This window comes from Microbacterium ginsengiterrae (genome assembly GCF_014205075.1).
GTDB classification, from domain to species: domain Bacteria; phylum Actinomycetota; class Actinomycetes; order Actinomycetales; family Microbacteriaceae; genus Microbacterium; species Microbacterium ginsengiterrae.
In genome coordinates, this window is the sequence record NZ_JACHMU010000001.1 from 1496589 (window position 1) to 1518220 (window position 21632).

The window sequence follows — 21632 nt, forward strand, 5'->3', positions numbered from 1 at the left end:
ATCCGGCTGAATCTCTCCGCCCGACGCAGCGAACTCCGCCCGACCGCGCGGCGCTCGCGGCCCGACCGCGCGGCCGCGGGTTACTCCGGGTCGCCGCCGAGCGGACCGACCGCGGGGATGGGCCCTCCGTCGTCCGCGCCGGTCTTGCGCGCACGGGCGATGGCGTTGCCGAGGTGATAGATGGCGATGGCCGCGACCGTGCCGAGGACGATCGCACCGAGCTGGAACTCGCCCCACGACATCGCGAAGCCGCCGACGGCGATGACGAACGACACCGCGACGGTGTACTGGTTCACCGGACGTGAGAAGTCCACGCGGTTGTCGACCCAGATCTTGATGCCGATGACACCGATGAGGCCGTACAGCGCCGTCGTCACGCCGCCGAGGACCCCGGGCGGGATGGTGTTGAAGATGACGCCGATCTTCGGCGAGAACGCCAGCAGGATGGCGGCGACACCGGCGACCCAATATGCGGCGGTGGAGTACACGCGGGTGGCGGCCATGACGCCGATGTTCTCGCCGTAGGTGGTGGTCGCCGAGCCGCCGAAGCCGCCGGCGAGCGTGGTGGCGAGGCCGTCGGCGACGAGCGCGCGGCCGGTGTGCTTGTTGATCGACGGGTCGTTCGTCATGGTCGCGACACCGCGCACGTGCCCCACGTTCTCCGCGATCAGCACGAGCACGACGGGCAGGAACATCGGCACGTACGCCCATGCCATCGGGTCGGTGACCGCCGCGAGGTGGAAGTCGGGCAGGCCGATCCACGCGGCCTCGGCGACGCCGTCGAAGGCCACCTGTCCGGTGAAGATCGCCACGATGTAGCCGACGATGACGCCGAGGAAGATCGAGATGCGCCCGAGGAATCCGCGGAACAGCACGCTGAAGAGCACCACGGCGACCAGGGTGACGGTGGCGAGTTCCGGCTGCAGGGTGAAGTTGTTCCATGCGGCGGGGGCGAGGTTGAAGCCGATGAGGGCGACGATGGATCCGGCGACCACCGGCGGCATGAAGCGGTCGATCCAGCCGATGCCGACGGCCTGCACGAGGAAGCCGATCCCGGCGAGGAGCAGACCGACCACGACGATGCCGACGAGGGCCTGCGTGATCTGCTGCGCCGTCTCGAGCGACTGGCCGGCGTTGATCGCGGTGATCGGCGCGAGGAACGCGAAGGACGAGCCGAGGTAACTGGGCAGACGGTTGCGGGTCAGCAGGAGGAACAGCAGGGTGCCGACGCCGGAGAACAGCAGCGTGGTCGACACCGGGAACCCGGTGATGATCGGGACGAGGAAGGTGGCGCCGAACATGGCGACGACGTGCTGCGCGCCGATCGCGAACGTCGCGGGCCAGTTCAGTCGTTCTTCGGGCTTGACGACCTGGTTGGGGGCGACGTTGCGGCCATCGCCATGAATCTTCCACACGGGCATGCGGATGCTCCTCGGTTTTCGGGGGTGGGAGTGCTGGAGCAACACTATCGATTCCTGAGTATTGCCTGTGCGCTCCCGCGCCCCGCGCCGCCGCTGTCGGCCGCCGAGACTATGCCGTCAGCCGCGTGATGAGCTCACGGTAGCGATCCGCCGTGCGGGTGACGATCTCGTCAGGGAGCACGGGCGGTTCGCCCTGCTTGTCCCAGTTGGCGGCGAGCCAGTCGCGGACGATCTGCTTGTCGAAGCTCGCCATCCGCTCTGCCGGCGTGGTCCCGGACTGCCACGCCTCGGCATCCCAGTACCGAGACGAGTCGCTCGTGAGGACCTCATCCGCCAGTCGCAGGACGCCGTCGGCATCCGTCCCGAACTCGAACTTCGAGTCGGCGAGGATGAGACCATGCTCCTCGGCGATGGCCGCCGCGCGACGGTAGATCGCCAGGGAGGCGTCGCGGAGCTCGGTCGCGCGCTCGGCGCCCACCAGCTCCACGGTCTTGTCGAACGTGATGTTCTCGTCGTGCTCGCCCATCGGGGCCTTGTAGGCCGGGGTGAACAGCGGCTCCGGCAGACGGTCGCCGTTCTCCAGGCCCGCCGGCAGCGGGATGCCGCAGATCGTCCCGCTCTGCTGGTACTCGGCCCAGCCGGATCCGGTGATGTACCCGCGGACGACGCACTCGATCGGCAGCATCTCCAGCGACTGCGCCAGCATCGCGCGGTCGGCGACCTCCTCCGGCAGATCGCCGTCGACGAGGTGGTTGGGCACGTCGTCGAGCTGTGCGAACCACCAGCGGCTGAGCTCGGTCAGAAGCGCACCCTTGTCCGTGATGCCGGGGGAGAGGACGTGATCGAACGCGCTGACGCGGTCCGACGCGACGACGAGGATGCGGGTGTCCGCAGGATCCTCGGAGGCGTAGAGATCGCGGACCTTGCCGGAGTAGAGATGACGCCAGCCGGGGATGCTCGGGGGAGTGCTCATCCGCCCATTATCCCGGTCCGCGCTGCTCGTCGGCGCCCGGGTGTAGCGTTGCCGGGTGACCGACGCCTCCCCCACCCGCACGACCGCCGCGCGTACGTCCGATCGCGGGCCGTGGCCGGCGCTGTGGGCCCTCGTCATCGGCTTCTTCATGATCCTCGTCGACACGACGATCGTCAGTGTCGCCAACCCCGCGATCAAGGAGGCCCTCGACCCCGCCTCGAGCAACCTCGACCGGGTCGTGTGGGTCACCAGTGCCTACCTGCTCGCGTACGCGGTGCCTCTGCTCATCACGGGACGGCTCGGCGACCGGTTCGGTCCGAAGAACGTCTATCTCATCGGCCTCGCCGTCTTCACGCTCTCCTCGCTGTGGTGCGGGCTGTCCACCACCCTCGACGGACTCATCTGGGCGAGGGCGGCGCAGGGGCTCGGTGCCGCACTGCTCACGCCGCAGACGATGGCGGTGATCACGCGCACATTCCCGCCGGAGCGTCGAGGCGCGGCGATGGGGCTGTGGGGTGCGACATCCGGCGTCGCGATGCTCGTCGGACCGCTCGCCGGAGGGTTCCTCGTGGACGGTCTCGGCTGGGAGTGGATCTTCTTCATCAACCTGCCCGTCGGAGTCGTCGGTTTCGTCGCCGCCCTCATCCTCGTGCCGAAGCTCGAGACCCACCGGCATCGGTTCGACATCCTCGGCGTCTTCCTCAGCGCGGTCGCCATGTTCCTCATCGTCTTCGGGCTTCAGGAGGCGGAGGCCTACGACTGGGGAGTGATCTGGGGGCCGATCTCGGTGTGGGGTCTCATCGTCGTCGGTCTGTTCGTGCTCGCGCTGTTCCTCTGGCAGCAGGCGAGGACGAAGAGCGAACCGCTGGTGCCGATGGAGCTGTTCCGCAACCGGAACTTCACGTGGTCGAACATCACGATCGTCATCGTCGGCTTCACGGTGACGGCCCAGGGACTGCCGCTGATGTTCTTCCTCCAGCTCGCCCGCGGCCTCACGCCGACCGAATCGGCTCTCCTGCTGATCCCGATGGCGCTCGCCGCAGGGATCATCTCGCCCTTCGCGGGGCGGGTGCTCGACCGGATCGATCCCCGCGTCATGCTCGTGCCGGGCCTGCTGTGCGTGTCGATCTCGCTGTTCCTGTTCGCCGCCATGATGAACACCGACATCGCGATCGGGTGGTTGCTCGTGCCCTCCGCGATCCTCGGTCTCGGAAACGCCGGCATGTGGGGGCCGCTGGCGACCACCGCCACCCGCGATCTGCCGATGCACCAGGCGGGCGCGGGCTCCGGCATCTACAACACGATGCGCACGATCGGGTCCGTGCTCGGCTCCGCGGCGATCGCGGTGTTCATGCAGAGCAGGCTCGTCGCGAACGTCCCCGGTGCGGAGGACGCTGGCGGATTCGGCGAGGGGGCCATGCCCGCGGCCGTCGCCGCGCCGTTCGCCGCCGCCATGTCGCAGACCATGCTCCTGCCGGCCGCCGTGATCCTGCTCGGTGTCGCCGCCGTGCTGTTCCTCCGTCGTCCGGCGCACCTGCGGGCGCGCTGACCGTCGGCCGGTACGCCCGCAGGTGCGCGCCGACCCTCACGCCGACGCGACGCCGACCGTCTCCGAAACGAGATTCCTGCCTCCGCGGTACTGCGCACCGGGATGCCGGTCGGGGAGCCGCGGGCCCTCGCCCAGCAGCCGCTCGCGGAGCGTCCGACGATCGTCGCGGACCTCGTCCGCCGAGGGCAGCCGGCCGCGGCGGCGCAGCTCGGGCACGACGAGCTCGGCGAAATCTGTCAGCGTCCCGAACGTGTGGTACTGCCGGAGGTTGATCCCGTCGATGCCGTCCTCGTCGAGCCAGCGCTCGATCTCGTCGGCCACCGTGGTCGGCGAACCGGCGACGAAGAAGCGACCCTCCCGTCCGGCCGTGATCCGATCCAGGAACTGACCGACCGTGCCGTCGGCACCGGCCGCCCATGGACCAGACGTCGGGTCGAGGCCCGCGCGGGTCAGTACCTCCGACAGCGGGGTCTCCGGCGCGTGCGCGAGCGGATCGAACGGCAGTGAGGAGTGCGCGAGGATGCCCTCGACGCTGCTGTAGCGCCGATAGAGCTCCAGTTTCTCGGCCGCCTCCTCGTCCGTCCGCCCGACGACCACGCCCGCCTGGACGAGGAACTTCGCGTCGTTCGGCAGTCGTCCGTTGCGGACGAGGGCGTCCTGGATGTTCCGCTTGTTGCGCCGGAACTCCGCCACGTCGCGTCCACCGGTGAAGACGGCCTCGGCATGGCGACCGGCGAAGGCCGTTCCCGCCGGGGACCCCGTGGCCTGGAAGAGCACCGGCGTGCGCTGTCGTGACGGCTCGACGAGGTGCGGGCCGGCGACCTGGAAGTGCTCGCCCCTGTGGTCGATGTAGCGCACGCCCTCTGGACGCGCATAGACGCCGCGCTCGCGGTCGGCCACGACCGCACCGTCGTCCCAGGAGCCCTCCCACAGCTTGTACAGGACGTCGAGGTACTCGTCCGCGATGCGATAGCGCTGGTCGTGCTCGATCTGATCGGCCAGACCGAAGTTGCGTGCGGCGTTCGGAAGGTAAGAGGTGACGATGTTCCAGCCGACCCGTCCCGCAGTGAGGTGATCGAGCGTGCCCATTCGTCGGGCGAACGAGAACGGCGGCTCGTACGTCGTCGAGAACGTCACCCCGAATCCGAGCCGGCGACTGGCTGCGGCCATGACGGGGACGACCAGCAGGGGGTCGTTGCTCGGGATCTGCACGGCCTCGGCCAGCGACGTCTCCAACCCGTCGCGGTAGGTGTCGTACGCACCGACCACGTCGGCGAGGAAGATCGCGTCGAACCCGCCGTCCTCGGCGCGCTCGGCGAGCTCCTGCCAATATCCGATCTCGTTGAAACGCGTCCGGTTGTTGCCGGGGAGCCGCCAGAGCCCGTGCGTGATGTGGCTCACGCAGTTCATCTCGAACAGGTTGAGGATCAGCTGCTTGCGGTCGGTCATGATCAGCTCTCCTTCTTCGCGGACGCCGCGTCCGAGGACGCGGCGGCGGATGTCGGTGCGGTCGTGCCCGCCCTGCGGCGCTCGGGGAACTCGCCGAACAGCTCGTAGTACCCGATCGCCCTGGCACGGTGGTCCACGGGGTTGTGCGAGGCGACCGTCCTGGCGTTGCGCCAGTGCCGGTCGAGCGCGCGGGGGGCCGCGACCGCGGACGAGCCACCCACCTCGAAGATCCGCTCGGTGGCGGACAGGACGAGGGGGATGAGAGCCGTCTGGCCGCGGAACGCCGCCAGGCGGGCGCGGTCGAACACCGGGCGCGCATCGGCCTCCTCGGCATCGTGCACGTCGTGCGCGTCATCCAGGGCGCGAGCAGCGGAGAGCACGATCGCCTCCGCCGCCTCGGCGGCTGCACTCACCTCTCCCACCGCGCGCTGGACGAGGACGTCGTCACGCGGGCTGGAGTCCTCGTCGCCGTCGAGCGCCCTCCGGTTGCGCCCGAGCACGTAGCGGACGATGTCATCGACCGCCGCGCGGGCGATGCCGGCGAGCGCGGCGAGCAGGACGAGTTGGAACAGCGGCACGAGAGAGGAGCGCCACGTGTCGTGCTCCGCCGAACGGCGGATCTCATCGGCGGCAACGGGAACCTTGACGAAGCGCGTCGTGCCGGTGCCGGTGAGACGCTGCCCGAATCCGTTCCAGTCGTCCACGATCGTCACCCCCGGGTCGTCGAGACGGGCCGCGACGAAGACGCGTTCGCCGTCGAGCTGGGCGGCGACGCTCGTCCACTGCGCGAAGATCGTCCCCGTCGTGTAGTACTTCTCCCCGTCGAGCGTGTACCCACCATCGCCGTCCGAGGAGAGCACGGTCGAGCTGTCCTCCCAGGAACGGTTGCCGACCTCGCTCCAGGCGTTGCCGATGAGGTCCCTGTCCCGCCCGATCCGCGTCAGCCAGCGATCGCGGCGCTGCGCGTCCTTCTCGATGAGGATCTCCTCGACGAAGGCGATGTGCCCTCGCCACACGTGCGCGCTGTTGGAGTCGTGCACCGCCAGGTCGATGAGCAGGCGGAACTGCTCGACGAGCGTGAGGCCGAACCCGCCGTACTCCACCGGCACGCGCAGCGCGCCGAACCCCTCGCGCCGCAGACGGTCGATCTGCTCGTACGGCAGGCGCCGATCGGCTTCGCGCTCGAGCACGCCGGCGCCGATCTCCTCGAAGATCGGCGCGAAACGGGCGCGCAGGTGCTCGAATGTCGGTGCGACGGTCTCGGCGGCAGTGACGGCAGACATGGTGCTCCAGTTCCTTCGTGCATGGATTCCTCGTGCGGTTCGTCCGTCACGATGGCACGTCGGTCGGGCCGGCGGGGGCGGCGTGCAACATACGTTCACGTCCCGAAACTCTTCGACACACAGGCGGATCGCGCTTGCCAGAGCGCCGGAGCGGCCGCCAACGTTGCCTTCACCGTCCGACGCCCCACCACCATCCCGGAGAGATCATGTCGCAGCCGCACGTCCGCATCGTCCGCAAGAACCGCAGACCCGTCTGGGTCGTCGTCGGAATCGCCGCGGTCGCCGCCGTGATCCTCGGCATCGTGTTCCTGCCGCGGCTGCTCGGCGGAGGCCCCGCAGGTGCCTCCGCGGCATCCGTCGACAGCGCCGGTCAGACCCCGCAGTCCGGCGGCACCCTCACCTACCTCGACGCCGAGGTGATCGCGTCGGCCAGCATCCAGAACGGCACCTGGCAGTCGACGGCCCTCACGCACAACATCACCGACCGACTGGTCTTCGCGAATCCTGACACGGGCGAGCTCGAACCGTGGCTGGCCGAGAGCTGGGACATCAGCGAGGACGGGCTCGAATACGTCTTCCGCATCCGGGACGGCGTGACCTTCAGCAACGGGCAGGAACTGGATGCCGGTGCGGTCCAGCGCAACATCGAGTTCCAGGCGTTCGGTAACCCCGACCTCGGCGTCGTGCCCAACACCACCTATCCCATCGTGGACACCGTCACCAGCGATGAGACGGAGCGCACTGTCACCGTCCGGCTCGTCGAGCCGTTCAGCCCGTACATCAAGATCCTCTCGAACTGGGCCAGCTCGCTCGTGGCGGATGAGACCCTCGCGTTGAGCGCAGAGGAGCTGCAGCAGGCGACCAACGTCATCGGCACGGGGCCGTTCGTCGTGGAGTCCGAGGTGTACGGCGAGGAGATCGTGCTCGTGCGGCGGGACGACTACGCGTGGGCGCCGGCCGGATCGGAGAACCAGGGGGCGGCCTACCTCGAGAAGATCATCTGGATCCCTGTGCTCGAGGACAGCACACGACTCGGCAGTCTCCGTGCCGGCGAGGGCGACCTGATCCGCTACGTGCAGCCCAGCGAGGAGGACGCGCTCGCCGCCGACGGGTTCCAGGTGCTCGGACTGCAGGGCACTGGTCAGACGAACACGTGGATCCTCAAGCAGCAGATCCCCGCCCTCCGCGACGTCCGTGTACGGCAGGCGATCTCGGCCGCCATCGACCGCGACCAGATCATCGACGACCTCTACACCGACAACTGGACGACGGCATCGAGTCTCGTCACCGAGGACGCCTTCGGCTTCACGGATCAGTCGGACAAGCTCGAGTTCGATCGGGACCGTGCCGACGCATTGCTCGACGAGGCCGGGTGGACCGAACGGGATGCCGAGGGCTACCGCGTCAAGGACGGCGAGCGCCTGCACATCAAGACCGTGATCGATGTGTTCGATGCCACATCGGCCCCGCTCTTCCAGCTCATCGCCTGGCAGCTGCAGCAGGTCGGGATCGAACTCGAGCTCACAGAGGTCGACTACGCCAACGTCTCCACCGCATACGCCGACCCCGAGGTCGGGGTGCTCCGCACCGGGTGGCCGCAGGCCGACCCGTGGGTCACCATTCGCAACGCCTTCGACACCGAGAAGACCAACACCCTGGCGCTGCCCGAGACCGATGAGGTGCTCAACGACCTGCTCAACCGACAGACGACGGTCGACGGGGACGAGCGGGCGGAGATCCTCGCCGAACTGCAGGACTACCTGATCGACAACGCGTACGCCTTCCCCATCCTCACCGACACGCAGGTGTTCGCGCTCCAGCCGCACGTGCGCGGATTCGAGTGGACGCCGGAGGCTCGGCCCGTGTTCCACAACACCTGGATCGCGGAGGACTGAGTCGACATGGTCTCGGCACGGTACGTCCTCCGACGCGTGGCCCACGCTGTCGCCGTGGTGATCCTCGCCTACGTGTTCGTCTGGATCATCCTGTTCGCCCTCCCCGGCGACCCGGTGAAGAACCGGCTCGACAACCCGCAGAACCCCGTGCCCCCGGACGTCGCAGCGCGGATCATCGGCTACTACGAACTCGACCGATCGCCACTCGAGCAGTTCGCCCTCGCGGTCGGGCGCCTGCTGAGGGGCGACCTCGGATACTCGTTGGCGACGGGTCGCCCTGTGGTCGAGCTCATCGCGCAGGGGCTCTCGTCGACCGCGCTGCTCGCCGTGCTCGGGTTACTGCTGACCCTGGTGATCTCGCTGGTCGTGGCGCTCCTCGCCGTCTTCCCCCGGTCGGAGGCGGTGCGGCGCGCGGCGCAGGCGCTGCCGCTGCTGTCTCTCTCGGCGCCCACGTTCCTCGTCGGACTCCTGCTCCTGCAGGTGTTCGCCTATCAGCTCGGCTGGTTCTCGTCGATCAGGGACGAGGGGGTCAAGTCCCTCCTGCTGCCGGCTCTCACGCTCGGCATCGTGGCCAGCCCGCCCATCACCCGTGTGCTGATCCAGGGGTTGAGCGCCGCCAGAGCAGAGCCGTTCGTCGGCGTGCTCAGAGCGAAGGGGATGTCGGAGAGCGCGATCATCTTCCGCCACGTGCTGAAGAACGGATCGATCCCCGCGGTGACCCTGTTCGGCCTCACCGCAGGGGCGCTGCTGGCCGGATCCGTCATCACCGAGACCGTCTTCTCCCGCGCCGGCCTCGGATTCGTCACCGAGCAGGCCGTCCGTGCTCAGGACGGACCGGTGGTCCTCGGCGTCGTCCTGCTCGTCGCCGTGATCGTCACGGCCTTCAACCTCCTCACCGACCTGGTCTACCCGCTCATCGACCCGCGCATCCGCATCCATGACACCCGCCCTTCGAAGGCGACAGAGCTCGAGGAGACCCCCGCATGACCGTCGCACCCGCGCTCGAGACACCGCCCGCCTTCGCGGCGCCGCCGACACCGGCCGGCCGTCCGGCATGGCTCAACGTTCCCGACCTCGCGGCGATCGCCTTCGTCGCGTTCCTCCTCATCGCCGTCGCCTTCCCGTCCGTGCTCACCCCGTACGACCCGCTCGAGGTCAGCCCCGGCGACACGCTGTCCGCGCCGAGCCTCGCGCACATCTTCGGCACCGACTACCTCGGCAGGGATCTCTACACGCGGGTCGTCCATGGCACGGCCCTGACCCTTTCCACCTCCGGGATCGCGGTGCTGATCGGGCTCGCGATCGGTCTCACTCTGGGATCGCTCGCCGGCTACCTCGGCGGCTGGGTCGACAGCCTCCTCAGCCGCGTCGTCGATGTGCTCCTGGCCATCCCCGGTCTCCTGCTGGCCATGGTCATCGTCGTCTCGCTCGGGTTCGGCGCCGTCAACGCGGCGATCGCGGTCGGACTGTCGTCGGTCGCCGGCTTTACCCGCCTCGTGCGCTCCGAGGTGCTCACCGTGAAGGAGCATCCCTTCGTCGAGGCCAGTGCGCACCTGGGGGGAACCCGCAGGTACACGCTCCTGCGGCACATCCTCCCGAACTCCTACGGCTCGGTCCTCGCGCTCGTCCCGCTGGAGTTCGGCGGGGCGATCCTGTCGATCTCGGCCCTGAGCTTCCTCGGGTTCGGCGCGGTCCCCCCGCAGCCGGAGTGGGGCCTGCTCGTCTCGGAAGGCCGGCAGTACATCACCTCATCGCCGTGGATGTCGCTCATCCCCGGTCTCGTCATCGCCGCGACCGTGCTGTCGGTCGCCCGGCTGAGCACATTGGCGCAGCGCGCCAGGGAGGGTCGCTCATGAGCAGCATCGGATCGGACCGGTGGGCGCCGGTCGTCGTCACGGGGCTCGACATCTCGTATGTGCGCGGGCGGTGGGCGACGCGCGTCGTGGAGGACTTCTCGCTCGCGCTCGCCGCGGGGGAGACCGTCGCGATCGTCGGGGAGTCGGGCTCGGGCAAGAGCACGGTCGCCGCGGCGATCGCCGGGCTCCTCCCGGAGAACGGCCTGGTCGACGCAGGCACGATCGAGATCTTCGGTGAAGATGTCGTGGGCTTCGATGCGCGACGCTGGCGTCCGCTGCGGGGCAGGACGATCGGCTACGTGCCGCAGGATCCGCTGAGTTCCCTCGATCCGCTCCAGCGCGTCGGGGAGCAGGTCGCCGATGCGATCCGGCAGTACCGCGCCGTCTCCACGGCGGAGGCGCGGCAGGCGGCGATCGACCTCCTCGCGCGGGTCGGCATCCACCGGCCTGCCGAGCGCGCGATGGCCTATCCGCATCAGCTGTCGGGTGGGCAGCTGCAGCGCGTCCTCATCGCGATCGCCATCTCCGGTGAGCCCCGCATCCTCATCGCGGACGAGCCCACTTCGGGTCTCGATGTCACCGTGCAGCGGACCATCCTCGATCTCCTCGACGAGCTCACGCGCGACCTCGGCCTGTCCGTGGTCCTCATCACCCACGACCTGTCCATCGCGGAGGAGAGGAGCGACAGCCTCGTCGTGCTCAACGGCGGCCGCATCCGGGAGGCCGGTCGCACGCACGAGGTCATCGCGAACCCCGTCGACGGCTACACCGCACGGCTGTTCGCCGATGCGCCGGCCCTCTCGCCGGACAAATACGCCCACCGCCGCGCCACGATCGATCGGGCGGAGCCCATCGTCTCCGTCGAGCACCTGACGAAGACCTTCTCATCGCTCTCCGGCGGAGCCGACGTGCGGGCCCTGGATGCCGTCGGCTTCCGGGTCTCGGAGGGGGCTGTGCATGCGCTGGTGGGCGAATCGGGGTCGGGCAAGACGACGGCCGCACGGGTGATCGCCGGGCTGACGGGATTCGACAGCGGACACGTGGAGGTCGCGGGTCGTACGCTGCCGCAGCGCCCGGACAGGACCAACCAGGATCCGAGCGGGCTGCAGTTGGTCTATCAGAACGCCCTGGCGGTGCTCGATCCGCGGTGGACCATCGCACAGGCCCTCGAGGAACCGCTGAGGATCAACCGGGCGGACCTCGGCCGGGGCGAGCGGAGGGAGCTCGTCGCAGACGCGCTCACCGCCGTCGGACTTCCGCACGCCGCAGGCGCGCGGCGCGCGGCCGAACTGTCCGGTGGGCAGCGGCAGCGCGCGTCGATCGCGAGGGCACTGCTGCTCCAGCCGCGGGTGCTGCTCCTGGACGAGCCGACCTCCGCGCTCGACGTCACGGTGCAGTCGCAGATCGTCGATCTGCTCCTCGATCTGCGGGAGCGGTACGGCCTGACGTACCTGTTCATCTCGCACGACCTGAGCCTCGTCCGCCAGATCGCCGATGAGATCACCGTCCTCGAGCGCGGGCGGCTGGTCGAGACGGGGACGGCGTCGGATGTGCTCGACGCGCCGCAGGAGGAATACACGATCCGCCTCATCGAATCGATCCCCGGGCGACGCGAGGAGATCCTCGCCGTCGGGTGAGCGGCCCCGCTGCGCCAGGGCATCGCGGTCCGGGGGCGCCCCCCGGACCGCCCCCGGACCGCATGCATCGTCCGCGCCCCCCGGTCGCGAACGCCCCATCCCGACCCGCTCAGCGGGTCGAGAAGGCCGAGTCGAAGGCGGCGTCCGACGGGCGGTACGACGACAGGCGCCGCACGAACTCCAGCGCCTCCGGGGCCCCGACGAGTCGGTCCATTCCGGCATCCTCCCACTCGACCGACAGCGGGCCGTCGTATCCGATCGCGTTGAGCATCCGGAAGGCGTCCTCCCACGGCACATCGCCGTGGCCGGTCGAGATGAAGTCCCACCCGCGACGCGGATCAGCCCACGGCAGGTGCGACGAAAGGCGTCCGTTGCGCCCGTTGCCCAGCCGCTTCTTCGTGTCCTTGCAGTGCACGTGGTAGATCCGATCCTGGAAGTCCCACAGGAAAGCGACGGGGTCGAGGTCCTGCCACACCATGTGCGAGGGATCCCAGTTCAGGCCGAACGCCTCGCGGTGCCCGATCGCCTCGAGCGTGCGCGTGGTCGTCCAGTAGTCGTAGGCGATCTCGGACGGGTGCACCTCGTGGGCGAAGCGCACGCCGACCTCGTCGAACACGTCGAGGATCGGGTTCCACCGGTCGGCGAAGTCCTGATAGCCCGCCTCGACCATCTCGTCGGTGGCCGGCGGGAACATCGCGACGTACTTCCAGATGGACGACCCGGTGAATCCCGTGACGGTCCTCACGCCGAGCTTCGCGGCCAGTCGTGCGGTGTTCTTCATCTCCTCGGCGGCGCGCTGACGGACGCCCTCCGGGTCACCGTCGCCCCACACGTGGTCGGAGAGGATGTTGCGGTGCCGCTCGTCGATCGGATCGTCGCAGACCGCCTGGCCCTTGAGATGATTGGAGATGGTCCAGACCTTCAGGCCGTTGCGCTCGAGGATCGCCAGACGGTCCTCGATGTACGCGTCGTCGTCCCATCGCCACGGGTCGAGGTGGTCGCCCCAGCACGCGATCTCGAGGCCGTCGTAGCCCCATTCCCCGGCGAGGCGGCACACCTCCTCGAACGGCAGATCGGCCCACTGGCCGGTGAACAGGGTGACAGGTCGTGACATCGTCGTCCTTCTCTCGTTGGTGTCAGTGGTCGGGTTCAGATGTTCGTCCAGGCGGAGCCGTCTCGCGAGCTGCGCTCGACGGCATCGAGGACGCGCTGGACGCGCAGGCCGTCCTCGAAGGAGGGCGACGGCTGCGCTCCGGCGGCGAGGGCCTCGATGAGGTCCTTCACCTGGTGGGAGAAGCCGTGTTCGTAGCCGAGCATATGCCCGGCCGGCCACCAGCCGGAGAGGTACGGATGCTCCGGTTCGGTGACGAGGATCCGCGCGAAACCCTGCTCCGCCGCGGGTCGCGTGGCGTCGTAGAAGTCGAGCACGTTCATGTCCTCGAGGTTCCAGTGCAGCGAGCCGGCGTCACCCGAGATCTCGATGTCGAGCGCGTTCTTGCGTCCGGTCGCGAAGCGCGTCGCCTCGAAGCTCGCCAGTGCCCCCGACGTCAGCCGCCCGGTGAACACCGCGACGTCGTCGACGGTCACCGTGCCGCGTTCGGTGCCGGCCGTACCGCTGAGGCCGACGGACTCGGCCAGGACGGGCCGCTCGGAGACGAGTGTCTCCAGCACGCCGGAGACGGCCGAGATGTCCTGCCTTGTGACGAACTGCGCCATGTCGACGATGTGGGCGCCGATGTCGCCGAGGGCGCCGGAGCCCGCGCGATCCTTGTCGAGCCGCCAGGTCATCGGCGACTCGGGGTCGGCGAGCCAGTCCTGTCGGTAGGAGGCACGCACCTGTCGGATCGTGCCGACGCGTCCTGCGGCGACCATGTCGCGCATGAGCGTCACAGCGGGGACCCGCCGGTAGGTGAAGCCCACCATCGCGCGGACGCCGTGCGCTGCGGCATCCCGTGCGGCGCGCTCCATCTCCTCGGCCTCCGCCACCGAGTTCGCGAGCGGTTTCTCGCAGAGCACGTGCTTGCCGGCGGCGAGGGCCGCGAGGGCGATCTCAGCATGGGAGTCGCCCGGTGTGACGATGTCGACGAGATCGATGTCGTCGCGCGCGACGACGCTCCGCCAGTCGGTCGACGTCTCGGTCCAGCCCCACCGCTCCGCGGCGGCGGAGGTCTTGGCGGCGTCGCGCCCGACCAGGACGGCCATCTGCGGGGAGAGCGGAAGGTCGAAGGCGGCCGGTGCCTGGCGCCAGCCGACCGAGTGGGCCGCTCCCATGAAACCGTGGCCGATCATGGCCACTCGCAGTGGGGTTGTCATCTCATTCCTCCCGGGAACGGTGCGGGGCGGGCGCGCGTGCGCCCGCCCCGCGGTCGATTTGTCAGGACTCGAAGGCGAGATCGATGAACTCGTCGACGTTGTCCTTGGTCACCACCGGTGCGTCCAGCACGATGCGGAACGGCACGCTCGGCGTGATGAGGTCGCTCATCGTCTTGTCCTGGGCGATCAGTCGCGCGAGGGCGATGCCGTCGGCGGCCTGCGTCGAGGGGTAGATGACCGTCGCCTTCATGACGCTGTCGTCGGCGGCGATGCGGTCCATCATGTTGACGCTGCCGGCGCCTCCGACCATGAAGAACTCGTCGCGACCGGCGGCGTCGATCGCCGCCATGACGCCGACGCCCTGGTCGTCGTCATGGTTCCAGATGGCGTCGATCTGCGGGTTGGCCGAGAGCAGCTGCGATGCGGCGCTCTCTCCGCCGGCGACCGTGAAGTCCGCGGCGACACGGGGGCCGACCTCGAGTCCGCAGCCTTCCAGCGCGTCCGCGAAGCCCTGCGAGCGGTCCTGCGTCAGCGGCAGGGAATCGATACCGGCGATCTCGGCGACGACGGCGTCGCTCTGCCCTCCGAGCTCCTCGCAGATGTAGGTGCCGGCGCTGACTCCCATGCCGTAGTTGTCCCCGAGGATCGTCGCGCGCGATGCGAACGTGCTCGAGAACTCCCGGTCGACGTTGATGACGGGGATCCCGGCATCCATGGCCTTCTGCGCGACCTGCGTGAGGGCGGCCCCGTCGGTGGGGAGCAGGACGATCGCGTCGACACCGTCGTTGATGAACTTCTCGACAGCGGCGATCTGTTGGTTGGCGTCGTTGGTGCCCTCCGCCTGGAGCAGCTCGACGTCGTCGAAGCTCTCGGCGGCGTTGATGGCTCCCGTGTTGATGGCGCCGAGCCAGCCGTGGTCGGCCTCCGGACCGGACCAGCCGATGGTGACGGTGTCACCGCTGGCCGCGTTCTCGTCGCTGGTGGTGCCCTGATTGGTGTCCGGTTCCCCTTCGTCTCCGGAACTCGTGCAGCCGGCCAGCAAGCCGATGGCGAAGATGGCGGCGGCGCCTGCCATGAGCGGGCGAAGTCCCCGTGAGCGCATACGGTGCATTTCTTTCCTCCTTGAAATGTGATGCAGATGCGTACGGTGTCGACGCGGCGGAACGGATTCGCGGGGTCACCGGTGATCGTCAAGCTATCAGAGTGTGCGGACGATGACCAGGTTTTGTCGGTTCATCGACAAAAGTCGCAGATCGGGTGAGATCGCAGTGATGGCGCGGTATACCAAATACCCCGTGACGTGCTCGGGTGGGTTCATGACGCTCTCGTTTTCCAGATGCCGTCATGTTATGTTCCTGCTGTGATCAAAGATGACCATGCCGATGCATTACTGGAGATGCATGCGGTGGAGAAATCCTTCGGGGCTGTCAGGGCGCTGCGCGGGGTGGATCTGGAGATCAGGGCCGGCGAGGTGCACTGCCTCCTCGGTCAGAACGGTGCGGGCAAATCCACCCTGATCAAGATCCTCGCCGGCGTGTACCAGCCCGATGCGGGGGAGATGCGGTGGAACGGCGAGCCCGTGACGATCGACACCCCGCAGGCGGCGATCGATCTCGGCATCGCCACGATGTACCAGGAGCTCGATGTCGTCGACGATCTCACGGTGGCGGAGAACATCTTCCTCGGCCACGAGATCGCCATGGCGGGGTTCACCAGGCGCAAGGAGACGACGGCGAAGGCGCGCGCGTTGCTGAGGCGCCTCGGTCACGAGCAGCTGTCGCCGCACGCTGAAGTGGGGACTCTCAGCGCAGCCGAGAAGCAGATCGTGAGCATGGCCAGAGCGCTCTCGCACGACATCCGGCTGATCGTGATGGACGAACCGTCCGCCGTGCTCGACTCGGAAGAGGTGCGCAACCTCTTCCACATCGTCACCGAGCTCACCGCGCAGGGCATCGCGGTGATCTACATCACGCATCGGCTGGAGGAGATCCGGACCATCGGCGATCGGATCACCGTGCTCAAGGACGGCGCCAGCACGGCGAGCAACCTCCCGGTCGCGGAGACCCCGACACCGACGCTCATCAAGCACATGACGGGGCGGGTCGTGGAGAACGTCTTCCCCGCCGCCGCACCCGTCGCCACCTCGGCGCCCGTGCTGCTGGAGGTCGAGGGACTCAGTCTGGACGGCGTCTTCGAGGACGTGTCGTTCTCCGTACGGGCCGGCGAGATCGTGGGGCTCGCCGGCCTCGTCGGCTCGGGACGGAGCGAGATCCTCGAAACCGTCTACGGCGCGCGCTCATCGACTGCCGGAACCGTGCGCGTCGAAGGTCGGGTGCTGCCTCGAGGGGCGGTGTCGGCGGCCGTCCGTTCGGGACTCGGCCTCAGCCCGGAGGAGCGGAAGTCGCAGGGACTCGTGCTCGGCGAACCCGTCTTCCGCAACATCACGCTCTCCTCGTTCAGCCGCGAGGCGAAGGCGGGGTGGCTCGACGAGCGGGCCGAGCGTCGGATCGCCCGTGACCAGATCTCCGCGATGGAGCTGCGTCCGTCCGACCCCGATGCCCCCGCTGGCACGCTGTCCGGTGGGAACCAGCAGAAGATCCTGCTCTCGCGATGGCTGGTGCACGGCAGCAGGATCCTGCTCCTCGACGAACCCACCCGCGGCGTCGACGTCGGCGCCCGCGCGGAGATCTACGCGCTCATCAGGGGACTGGCGGCCGACGGGCATGCGATCGTCATCGTCTCCAGTGAGATCGAGGAAGTGCTCGGTCTCGCCGACACCGTGCTCGTCGTGGGGGACGGGCGCGTGCTGACCACACTCCCCGCCTCCGAGATCGACGAGCACGGCGTGCTCGATCTCGTCATGAAAGGAGCGGCCGCGTGAGCGAGCAGACTCAGACTTCCGCAGCCCCGCCGCAGGCGGCACCGTCGACACCTCGCAGGTCCTTGTTCTCCGGTTCGGCCGGGCGCAACCTCGGACTCGTGCTCGCGCTGCTGGCGATCGTCGCCGTCGGCATGATCACGGCGTTCGACAGCTTCACGAACTTCGGCAACGCGCTGGTCATCCTGCGTCAGGCGTCGATCATCGGCGTGATCAGCGTCGGGATGACCTTCGTCATCATCTCCGGCGGCATCGACCTCTCCGTCGGTGCGGTGCTCGCGCTGGCATCCGTCGTCGGGTCCCTTGCGGCCATCCAGGACATCGCGAAGTCCTCGCACTGGATCGTCACGGTCGTCGTCGCATTGGCGGTCGGCGTCGGGGCCGGGCTCATCAACGGCGTCGTCATCGCGTACGGCAAGGTCGCGGCGTTCATGGCGACTCTCGCCATGCTCGTCGGTGCGCGAGGTCTCGCCGAGGTGCTGGCCAACAACCGCACGCTGGTGGTGTCCGACCGTGACTTCCTCAAGGCGATGAACGTGGACATCCTCGGCGTCGACATCCTCATCTGGATCTTCGTCGTCGTCGCCGTCGGCGGCTGGCTTCTGCTCAACCGCACGACGTTCGGTCGGCGCACGGTGGCGATCGGCGGCAACCGTGAGGCCGCACGGCTGGCCGGTATCAAGGTGAAGCAGCACATCATGTGGCTGTACGCGTTGTCGGGTCTGACCGCCGGGATCGCGGCGATCATGATCCTCGCCCGCACGACGGCGGGGACCTCGACGCACGGCAACCTCTACGAACTGGATGCGATCGCCGCGGTCGTGGTCGGCGGCACGCTGCTCATCGGAGGGCGGGGCACGATCACGGGCACCGTGTTCGGGGTGCTGATCTTCGCGACCCTGAACAACGTGTTCGTGCAGAACAACATGTCCTCCTCGGTGCAGGCCATCGCCAAGGGCGTCATCATCGTCGTCGCCGTCCTGCTGCAGCAGCAGTTCGCCGTCGGCCGAGCGGGCAAGGTGCGGACGGGGCCCCGCGGCTCGGTGACCGGCGGCGAGGCCGGCGGACCGGCGCCCGAGGGCCAAGCGGCGACGGGCGCGTAGACTCGACGCCGACGAGAAGAGAACAGAGCGGCTCGTGTCGCAGGCCTGATGTGACGTCGAGGACACAGGGGAAGAATGCCAAGCAATCTCAACGCCGGCGGCGTCGGTCAGATCTTCCAGATGCTCCGTGACGGAGTCCCTCGGACGCGGGCGGAACTTGCCAAGTCCTCCGGGCTCGCGCGTTCGACCGTCGCCACGAGGGTCGACGAACTCATGCGGCTCGGCCTGATCACCCCGGTGGCCGACGCCACGTCGACCGGAGGCCGTCCGCCGTCCCAGTTCGCCCTGAACCCCGCGGCGAAGGTCGTCGTGGCCGCCGACATCGGCGCCTCGCACACCACGGTCGCCATCACCGACCTCGCGGGGACGATCCTCGCGCAGCGTGCCGAGCGGATCGCGGTCGCCCTCGGCCCGGAGCCGGTGCTGAGCTGGATGGTCGACGTCGCCACCGAGCTCATCGCCGAGGCGGGGCTGACCCGCGACCAGGTCGCGGCGGTCGGCGTGGGGGTGCCGGGACCCGTGGCCCATTCGACCGGGCGGCCCGCCAAGCCGCCGATCATGCCGGGCTGGGACGACTTCGATGTTCCCGGCTGGGTGCAGCAGCATCTCGAGGTGCCGGTACTCGTCGACAACGACGTCAACATCTCCGCGCTGGGCGAGCGGGCGGCCGTGTGGGCGCACACCGATCACTTCATCTTCGTGAAGGTCGCGACCGGCATCGGCGCGGGGATCATCTCCGACGGCAGACTCCTGCGCGGCGCGCAGGGCATCGCCGGGGACCTCGGCCACGTCCGTGTGCCCCGTGGAGCCGATGTCCCGTGCCACTGCGGCAACACCGGCTGCCTCGAGGCGATCGCCTCGGGACCTGCGATCGCACGGTCGCTCACCGCGCAGGGGATCGAGGCGGCGGGCGGTGACGATGTCGTCGACCTCGTCACGGGCGGCAGCCTGGAGGCCATCCAGGCCGTGCGGCAGGCCGGAAGGGACCTCGGCGAGGTGCTCATGGCATCCGTGAGTCTGCTCAACCCGTCCGTCATCGCGATCGGCGGGTCGATGGCCAGGGTCGGGGAGCACCTCATCGCCGGCGTCCGCGAGGTGGTCTACACCCGCTCGATGCCGCTGGCGACCGAGCATCTCGTGATCGTCCAGTCGGGCGCCGCGGGGGAGGCGGCGGTGCGCGGGGCGAGCATGCTCGCGATCGAGCACGCCCTGTCGCCGGAGATCCTGCCGCAGAGCTTCGGATTCACCCGCTGATCCGGCGCTTCGCCGACACGGCCCGCAGCAGGCTTCAGCCCGCGACGGCGGCGGCGATGTCGCGGCGGTAGTGCGCGCCGTCGAGCGCGATGCGCCCGATCGCCTCGTACGCCTTCTGTCGCGCGGCGGCGAAGTCCGGGCCGACGGCGACGACGTTGAGCACGCGTCCTCCGGTGGCGACGAGGTCTCCTCCCGGCGCGTCGGGTCCGGCGGTCGCGGCGTGCACGATGCGCACACCGTCGACGGAGGCGGCATCCGCGAGGCCGGAGATCTGGCGCCCGGTCTGCGGTGCCTCGGGGTACCCCTCGCTCGCGAGCACGACGGTGATCGCGACGTCGTCCGAGAAGGCGGGCGCCGGCTGGGCCTCGAGATTCCCGGATGCCGCGGCCAGGAGCAGCTCGGACAGCGGCGTCTGCAGGCGGGGCAGCACGACCTGGGTCTCCGGGTCGCCGAAGCGGGCGTTGAACTCGATGACCTTCACCCCGGCGGGGGTGAGGATGAGGCCGGCGTAGAGGAGACCGATGAACGGTGTCCCCTCGGCATCCAGCTGGCGGATGACCGGCATGGCGACCTGCTCCGTGACGAGCGAGACGAAGTCGTCCTCGCTGCCGAACTGCTCGTCGAGCCACGGCAGCGGCGAGTACGCGCCCATCCCACCGGTGTTCGGGCCGGCGTCGCCGTCGAAGGCGCGCTTGAAGTCCTGTGCCGGGCTGAGGGCCCTGACCGTGTCGCCGTCGGAGAGGAAGAACAGTGAGACCTCGGGGCCGGAGAGGAACTCCTCGACGAGCACGGGCCCCGACGGCAGGTACTGCGCGGCGTGGGCGAGTGCCTCGTCGCGGTCGGAGGTGACGATGACGCCCTTGCCTGCGGCGAGGCCGTCGGCCTTGACGACGTACGGGGCGCCGAGGTCGTCGAAGGCGCTCTCGACCTCAGCGGCGGAGGCGGCGCGCACCGCTCGTCCGGTCGGCACGCCCGCGGCATCCATCACCCGCTTCGCGAACGCCTTGGAGCCCTCGAGCTGCGCGGCGGCTCTGCCGGGTCCGAACACGGGGATGCCGCGCTCGCGCAGCGCGTCGGCGACGCCGGCGACGAGCGGGGCTTCCGGGCCGATGACGACGAGGTCGATCGCGTGCTCGTTGGCGAACGCCGCGACCGCGCCGCCGTCGAGCTGGTCCACCGTCACGAGCGTGGCGTCGTCGGCGATCCCCGCGTTGCCGGGGGATGCGTACAACTCATGACCGCGTCCCTCCGCCTTCAGCGCGAGGATGATCGCGTGCTCACGTGCACCGGAACCGAGGACGAGGATCTTCACCCGTCCAGACTACCGAGCCGTTCAGACGGTGACAGGCCGTTCGTCCGTCCGATCCCACGGGATGGTCCAGCCGCATTCGTCGAACAGGCGGTCGAGGACCATGGCGGTGAACCCCCAGACGATCGTGCCGTCCACGTCGAACGCCGGGCCCTTGTACGTCACGCCCCCGCGGGTGATCGTCGACGTGTACCGCGTCGCCGGATCCAGCAGCTGCGCCACCGGAGCCCGGAACACCTCGACGGTCTCCGCGTGATCGACGGCGGCGACCTTCGACGGCTTGGTCCACCAGCCGAGCACGGGTGTGACGTGGTGATTGCTCACCGCAAGCGGGAGGGCCGGCAGCGCCGCGAGAATCTCCACACCGGTCGGGTCCAGCCCCGTCTCCTCCTCGGCTTCGCGCAGCGCGGTGTCGACGTCATCGCGGTCGGCGGGTTCGCGTCCCCCACCAGGGAACGAGACCTGGCCGGGATGCGACGACAGCGTCGGCGCGCGCCGCTGCAGCAGGACATCGAGATCCTTCGCTACTGCGGCATCGGGCGTGGGGGCGGGGATGCTGTCGAGCACCCCGAACAGGATGAGAACGGCCGACCGTCGTGCCTCGACGCCCTCCGGCAGCTGCGGCAGCACACCCGGATTCCAGTCCCCGGTCTGCGCTGCTGCAAGCAATTGCGCTCGGGCGCCCTCCGGATGCTGCGACATGCTCACCCTT

17 protein-coding genes are annotated in these 21632 nt (G+C 69.1%); 8 read left to right on the plus strand and 9 right to left on the minus strand.

Annotated features, from left to right (window positions below; translation table 11 throughout):
* Window positions 1-80: 80 nt before the first annotated feature.
* Both HD600_RS07495 and HD600_RS07500 read right to left on the minus strand, forming a co-directional pair.
* Window positions 81-1421 carry a uracil-xanthine permease family protein gene (locus HD600_RS07495; protein ID WP_184282675.1) on the minus strand — a complete coding sequence of 447 codons (1341 nt, stop codon included), beginning with the start codon at window positions 1419-1421 and terminating at the stop codon, window positions 81-83.
* A gap of 109 nt (window positions 1422-1530) precedes the next feature.
* The gene (locus HD600_RS07500; RefSeq protein ID WP_184282677.1) at window positions 1531-2394 is read right to left on the minus strand and encodes a phosphoribosylaminoimidazolesuccinocarboxamide synthase; all 864 of its coding nucleotides are present in this window, start codon (window positions 2392-2394) and stop codon (window positions 1531-1533) included.
* Between the two features lie 55 nt (window positions 2395-2449).
* Here HD600_RS07500 and HD600_RS07505 point away from each other — a divergent pair, with 55 nt between their 5' ends.
* On the plus strand, window positions 2450-3943 hold the full coding sequence (locus HD600_RS07505) for a DHA2 family efflux MFS transporter permease subunit (RefSeq protein WP_184282679.1): 1494 nt from the start codon (window positions 2450-2452) through the stop codon (window positions 3941-3943).
* A gap of 36 nt (window positions 3944-3979) precedes the next feature.
* Here HD600_RS07505 and HD600_RS07510 read toward each other — a convergent pair whose 3' ends face one another.
* Window positions 3980-5392, minus strand: a complete 1413-nt coding sequence (locus HD600_RS07510) for an LLM class flavin-dependent oxidoreductase (RefSeq protein ID WP_184282681.1) — start codon at window positions 5390-5392, stop codon at window positions 3980-3982.
* A 2-nt stretch (window positions 5393-5394) separates the two neighbouring features.
* Window positions 5395-6675, minus strand: coding sequence for an acyl-CoA dehydrogenase family protein (locus HD600_RS07515; protein WP_184282683.1), 1281 nt, complete (start codon window positions 6673-6675; stop codon window positions 5395-5397).
* 206 nt (window positions 6676-6881) lie between these two features.
* Here HD600_RS07515 and HD600_RS07520 point away from each other — a divergent pair, with 206 nt between their 5' ends.
* The 4 genes from HD600_RS07520 to HD600_RS07535 are packed head-to-tail and all read left to right on the plus strand — an operon-like array spanning window position 6882 to window position 12063.
* On the plus strand, window positions 6882-8570 hold the full coding sequence (locus tag HD600_RS07520; RefSeq protein WP_144794454.1) for an ABC transporter substrate-binding protein: 1689 nt from the start codon (window positions 6882-6884) through the stop codon (window positions 8568-8570).
* A 6-nt stretch (window positions 8571-8576) separates the two neighbouring features.
* On the plus strand, window positions 8577-9557 hold the full coding sequence (locus HD600_RS07525; RefSeq protein WP_184282685.1) for an ABC transporter permease: 981 nt from the start codon (window positions 8577-8579) through the stop codon (window positions 9555-9557).
* Window positions 9554-10426: an ABC transporter permease gene (locus HD600_RS07530; RefSeq protein WP_184282687.1), complete on the plus strand. Its 873-nt coding sequence runs from the start codon at window positions 9554-9556 to the stop codon at window positions 10424-10426. The genes HD600_RS07525 and HD600_RS07530 overlap by 4 nt, the downstream gene beginning before the upstream one ends.
* Window positions 10423-12063: an ATP-binding cassette domain-containing protein gene (locus HD600_RS07535; RefSeq protein WP_184282689.1), complete on the plus strand. Its 1641-nt coding sequence runs from the start codon at window positions 10423-10425 to the stop codon at window positions 12061-12063. The genes HD600_RS07530 and HD600_RS07535 overlap by 4 nt, the downstream gene beginning before the upstream one ends.
* A 109-nt stretch (window positions 12064-12172) precedes the next feature.
* Here HD600_RS07535 and HD600_RS07540 read toward each other — a convergent pair whose 3' ends face one another.
* From HD600_RS07540 to HD600_RS07550, 3 genes are all read right to left on the minus strand, one after another.
* Entirely contained in the window at window positions 12173-13177 is a 1005-nt protein-coding gene (locus HD600_RS07540; protein ID WP_184282691.1) for a sugar phosphate isomerase/epimerase family protein, read from the minus strand.
* Between the two features lie 35 nt (window positions 13178-13212).
* Entirely contained in the window at window positions 13213-14376 is a 1164-nt protein-coding gene (locus HD600_RS07545; RefSeq protein WP_241731644.1) for a Gfo/Idh/MocA family protein, read from the minus strand.
* A 61-nt stretch (window positions 14377-14437) separates the two neighbouring features.
* Window positions 14438-15478 carry a substrate-binding domain-containing protein gene (locus HD600_RS07550; protein WP_184282693.1) on the minus strand — a complete coding sequence of 347 codons (1041 nt, stop codon included), beginning with the start codon at window positions 15476-15478 and terminating at the stop codon, window positions 14438-14440.
* Window positions 15479-15772: 294 nt separating this feature from the next.
* Between HD600_RS07550 and HD600_RS07555 the strand changes: the two genes are divergently transcribed.
* The 3 genes from HD600_RS07555 to HD600_RS07565 all read left to right on the plus strand — a co-directional run bounded on the left by HD600_RS07555 (window position 15773) and on the right by HD600_RS07565 (window position 19611).
* Window positions 15773-17257 (plus strand): sugar ABC transporter ATP-binding protein, encoded by a 1485-nt coding sequence (locus tag HD600_RS07555; RefSeq protein ID WP_184284777.1) that lies wholly within the window; start codon window positions 15773-15775, stop codon window positions 17255-17257.
* Window positions 17254-18357 (plus strand): ABC transporter permease, encoded by a 1104-nt coding sequence (locus tag HD600_RS07560; RefSeq protein ID WP_338402179.1) that lies wholly within the window; start codon window positions 17254-17256, stop codon window positions 18355-18357. The genes HD600_RS07555 and HD600_RS07560 overlap by 4 nt, the downstream gene beginning before the upstream one ends.
* 75 nt (window positions 18358-18432) lie before the next feature.
* The gene (locus tag HD600_RS07565) at window positions 18433-19611 is read left to right on the plus strand and encodes an ROK family transcriptional regulator (protein ID WP_184282695.1); all 1179 of its coding nucleotides are present in this window, start codon (window positions 18433-18435) and stop codon (window positions 19609-19611) included.
* A 34-nt stretch (window positions 19612-19645) separates the two neighbouring features.
* Here the strand turns inward: HD600_RS07565 and purD are convergent, their stop codons facing one another.
* Entirely contained in the window at window positions 19646-20923 is a 1278-nt protein-coding gene (gene purD / locus HD600_RS07570; RefSeq protein ID WP_184282697.1) for a phosphoribosylamine--glycine ligase, read from the minus strand.
* Window positions 20924-20944: 21 nt separating this feature from the next.
* Window positions 20945-21622 carry an NUDIX hydrolase gene (locus HD600_RS07575; protein WP_184284778.1) on the minus strand — a complete coding sequence of 226 codons (678 nt, stop codon included), beginning with the start codon at window positions 21620-21622 and terminating at the stop codon, window positions 20945-20947.
* Window positions 21623-21632: the final 10 nt, after the last annotated feature.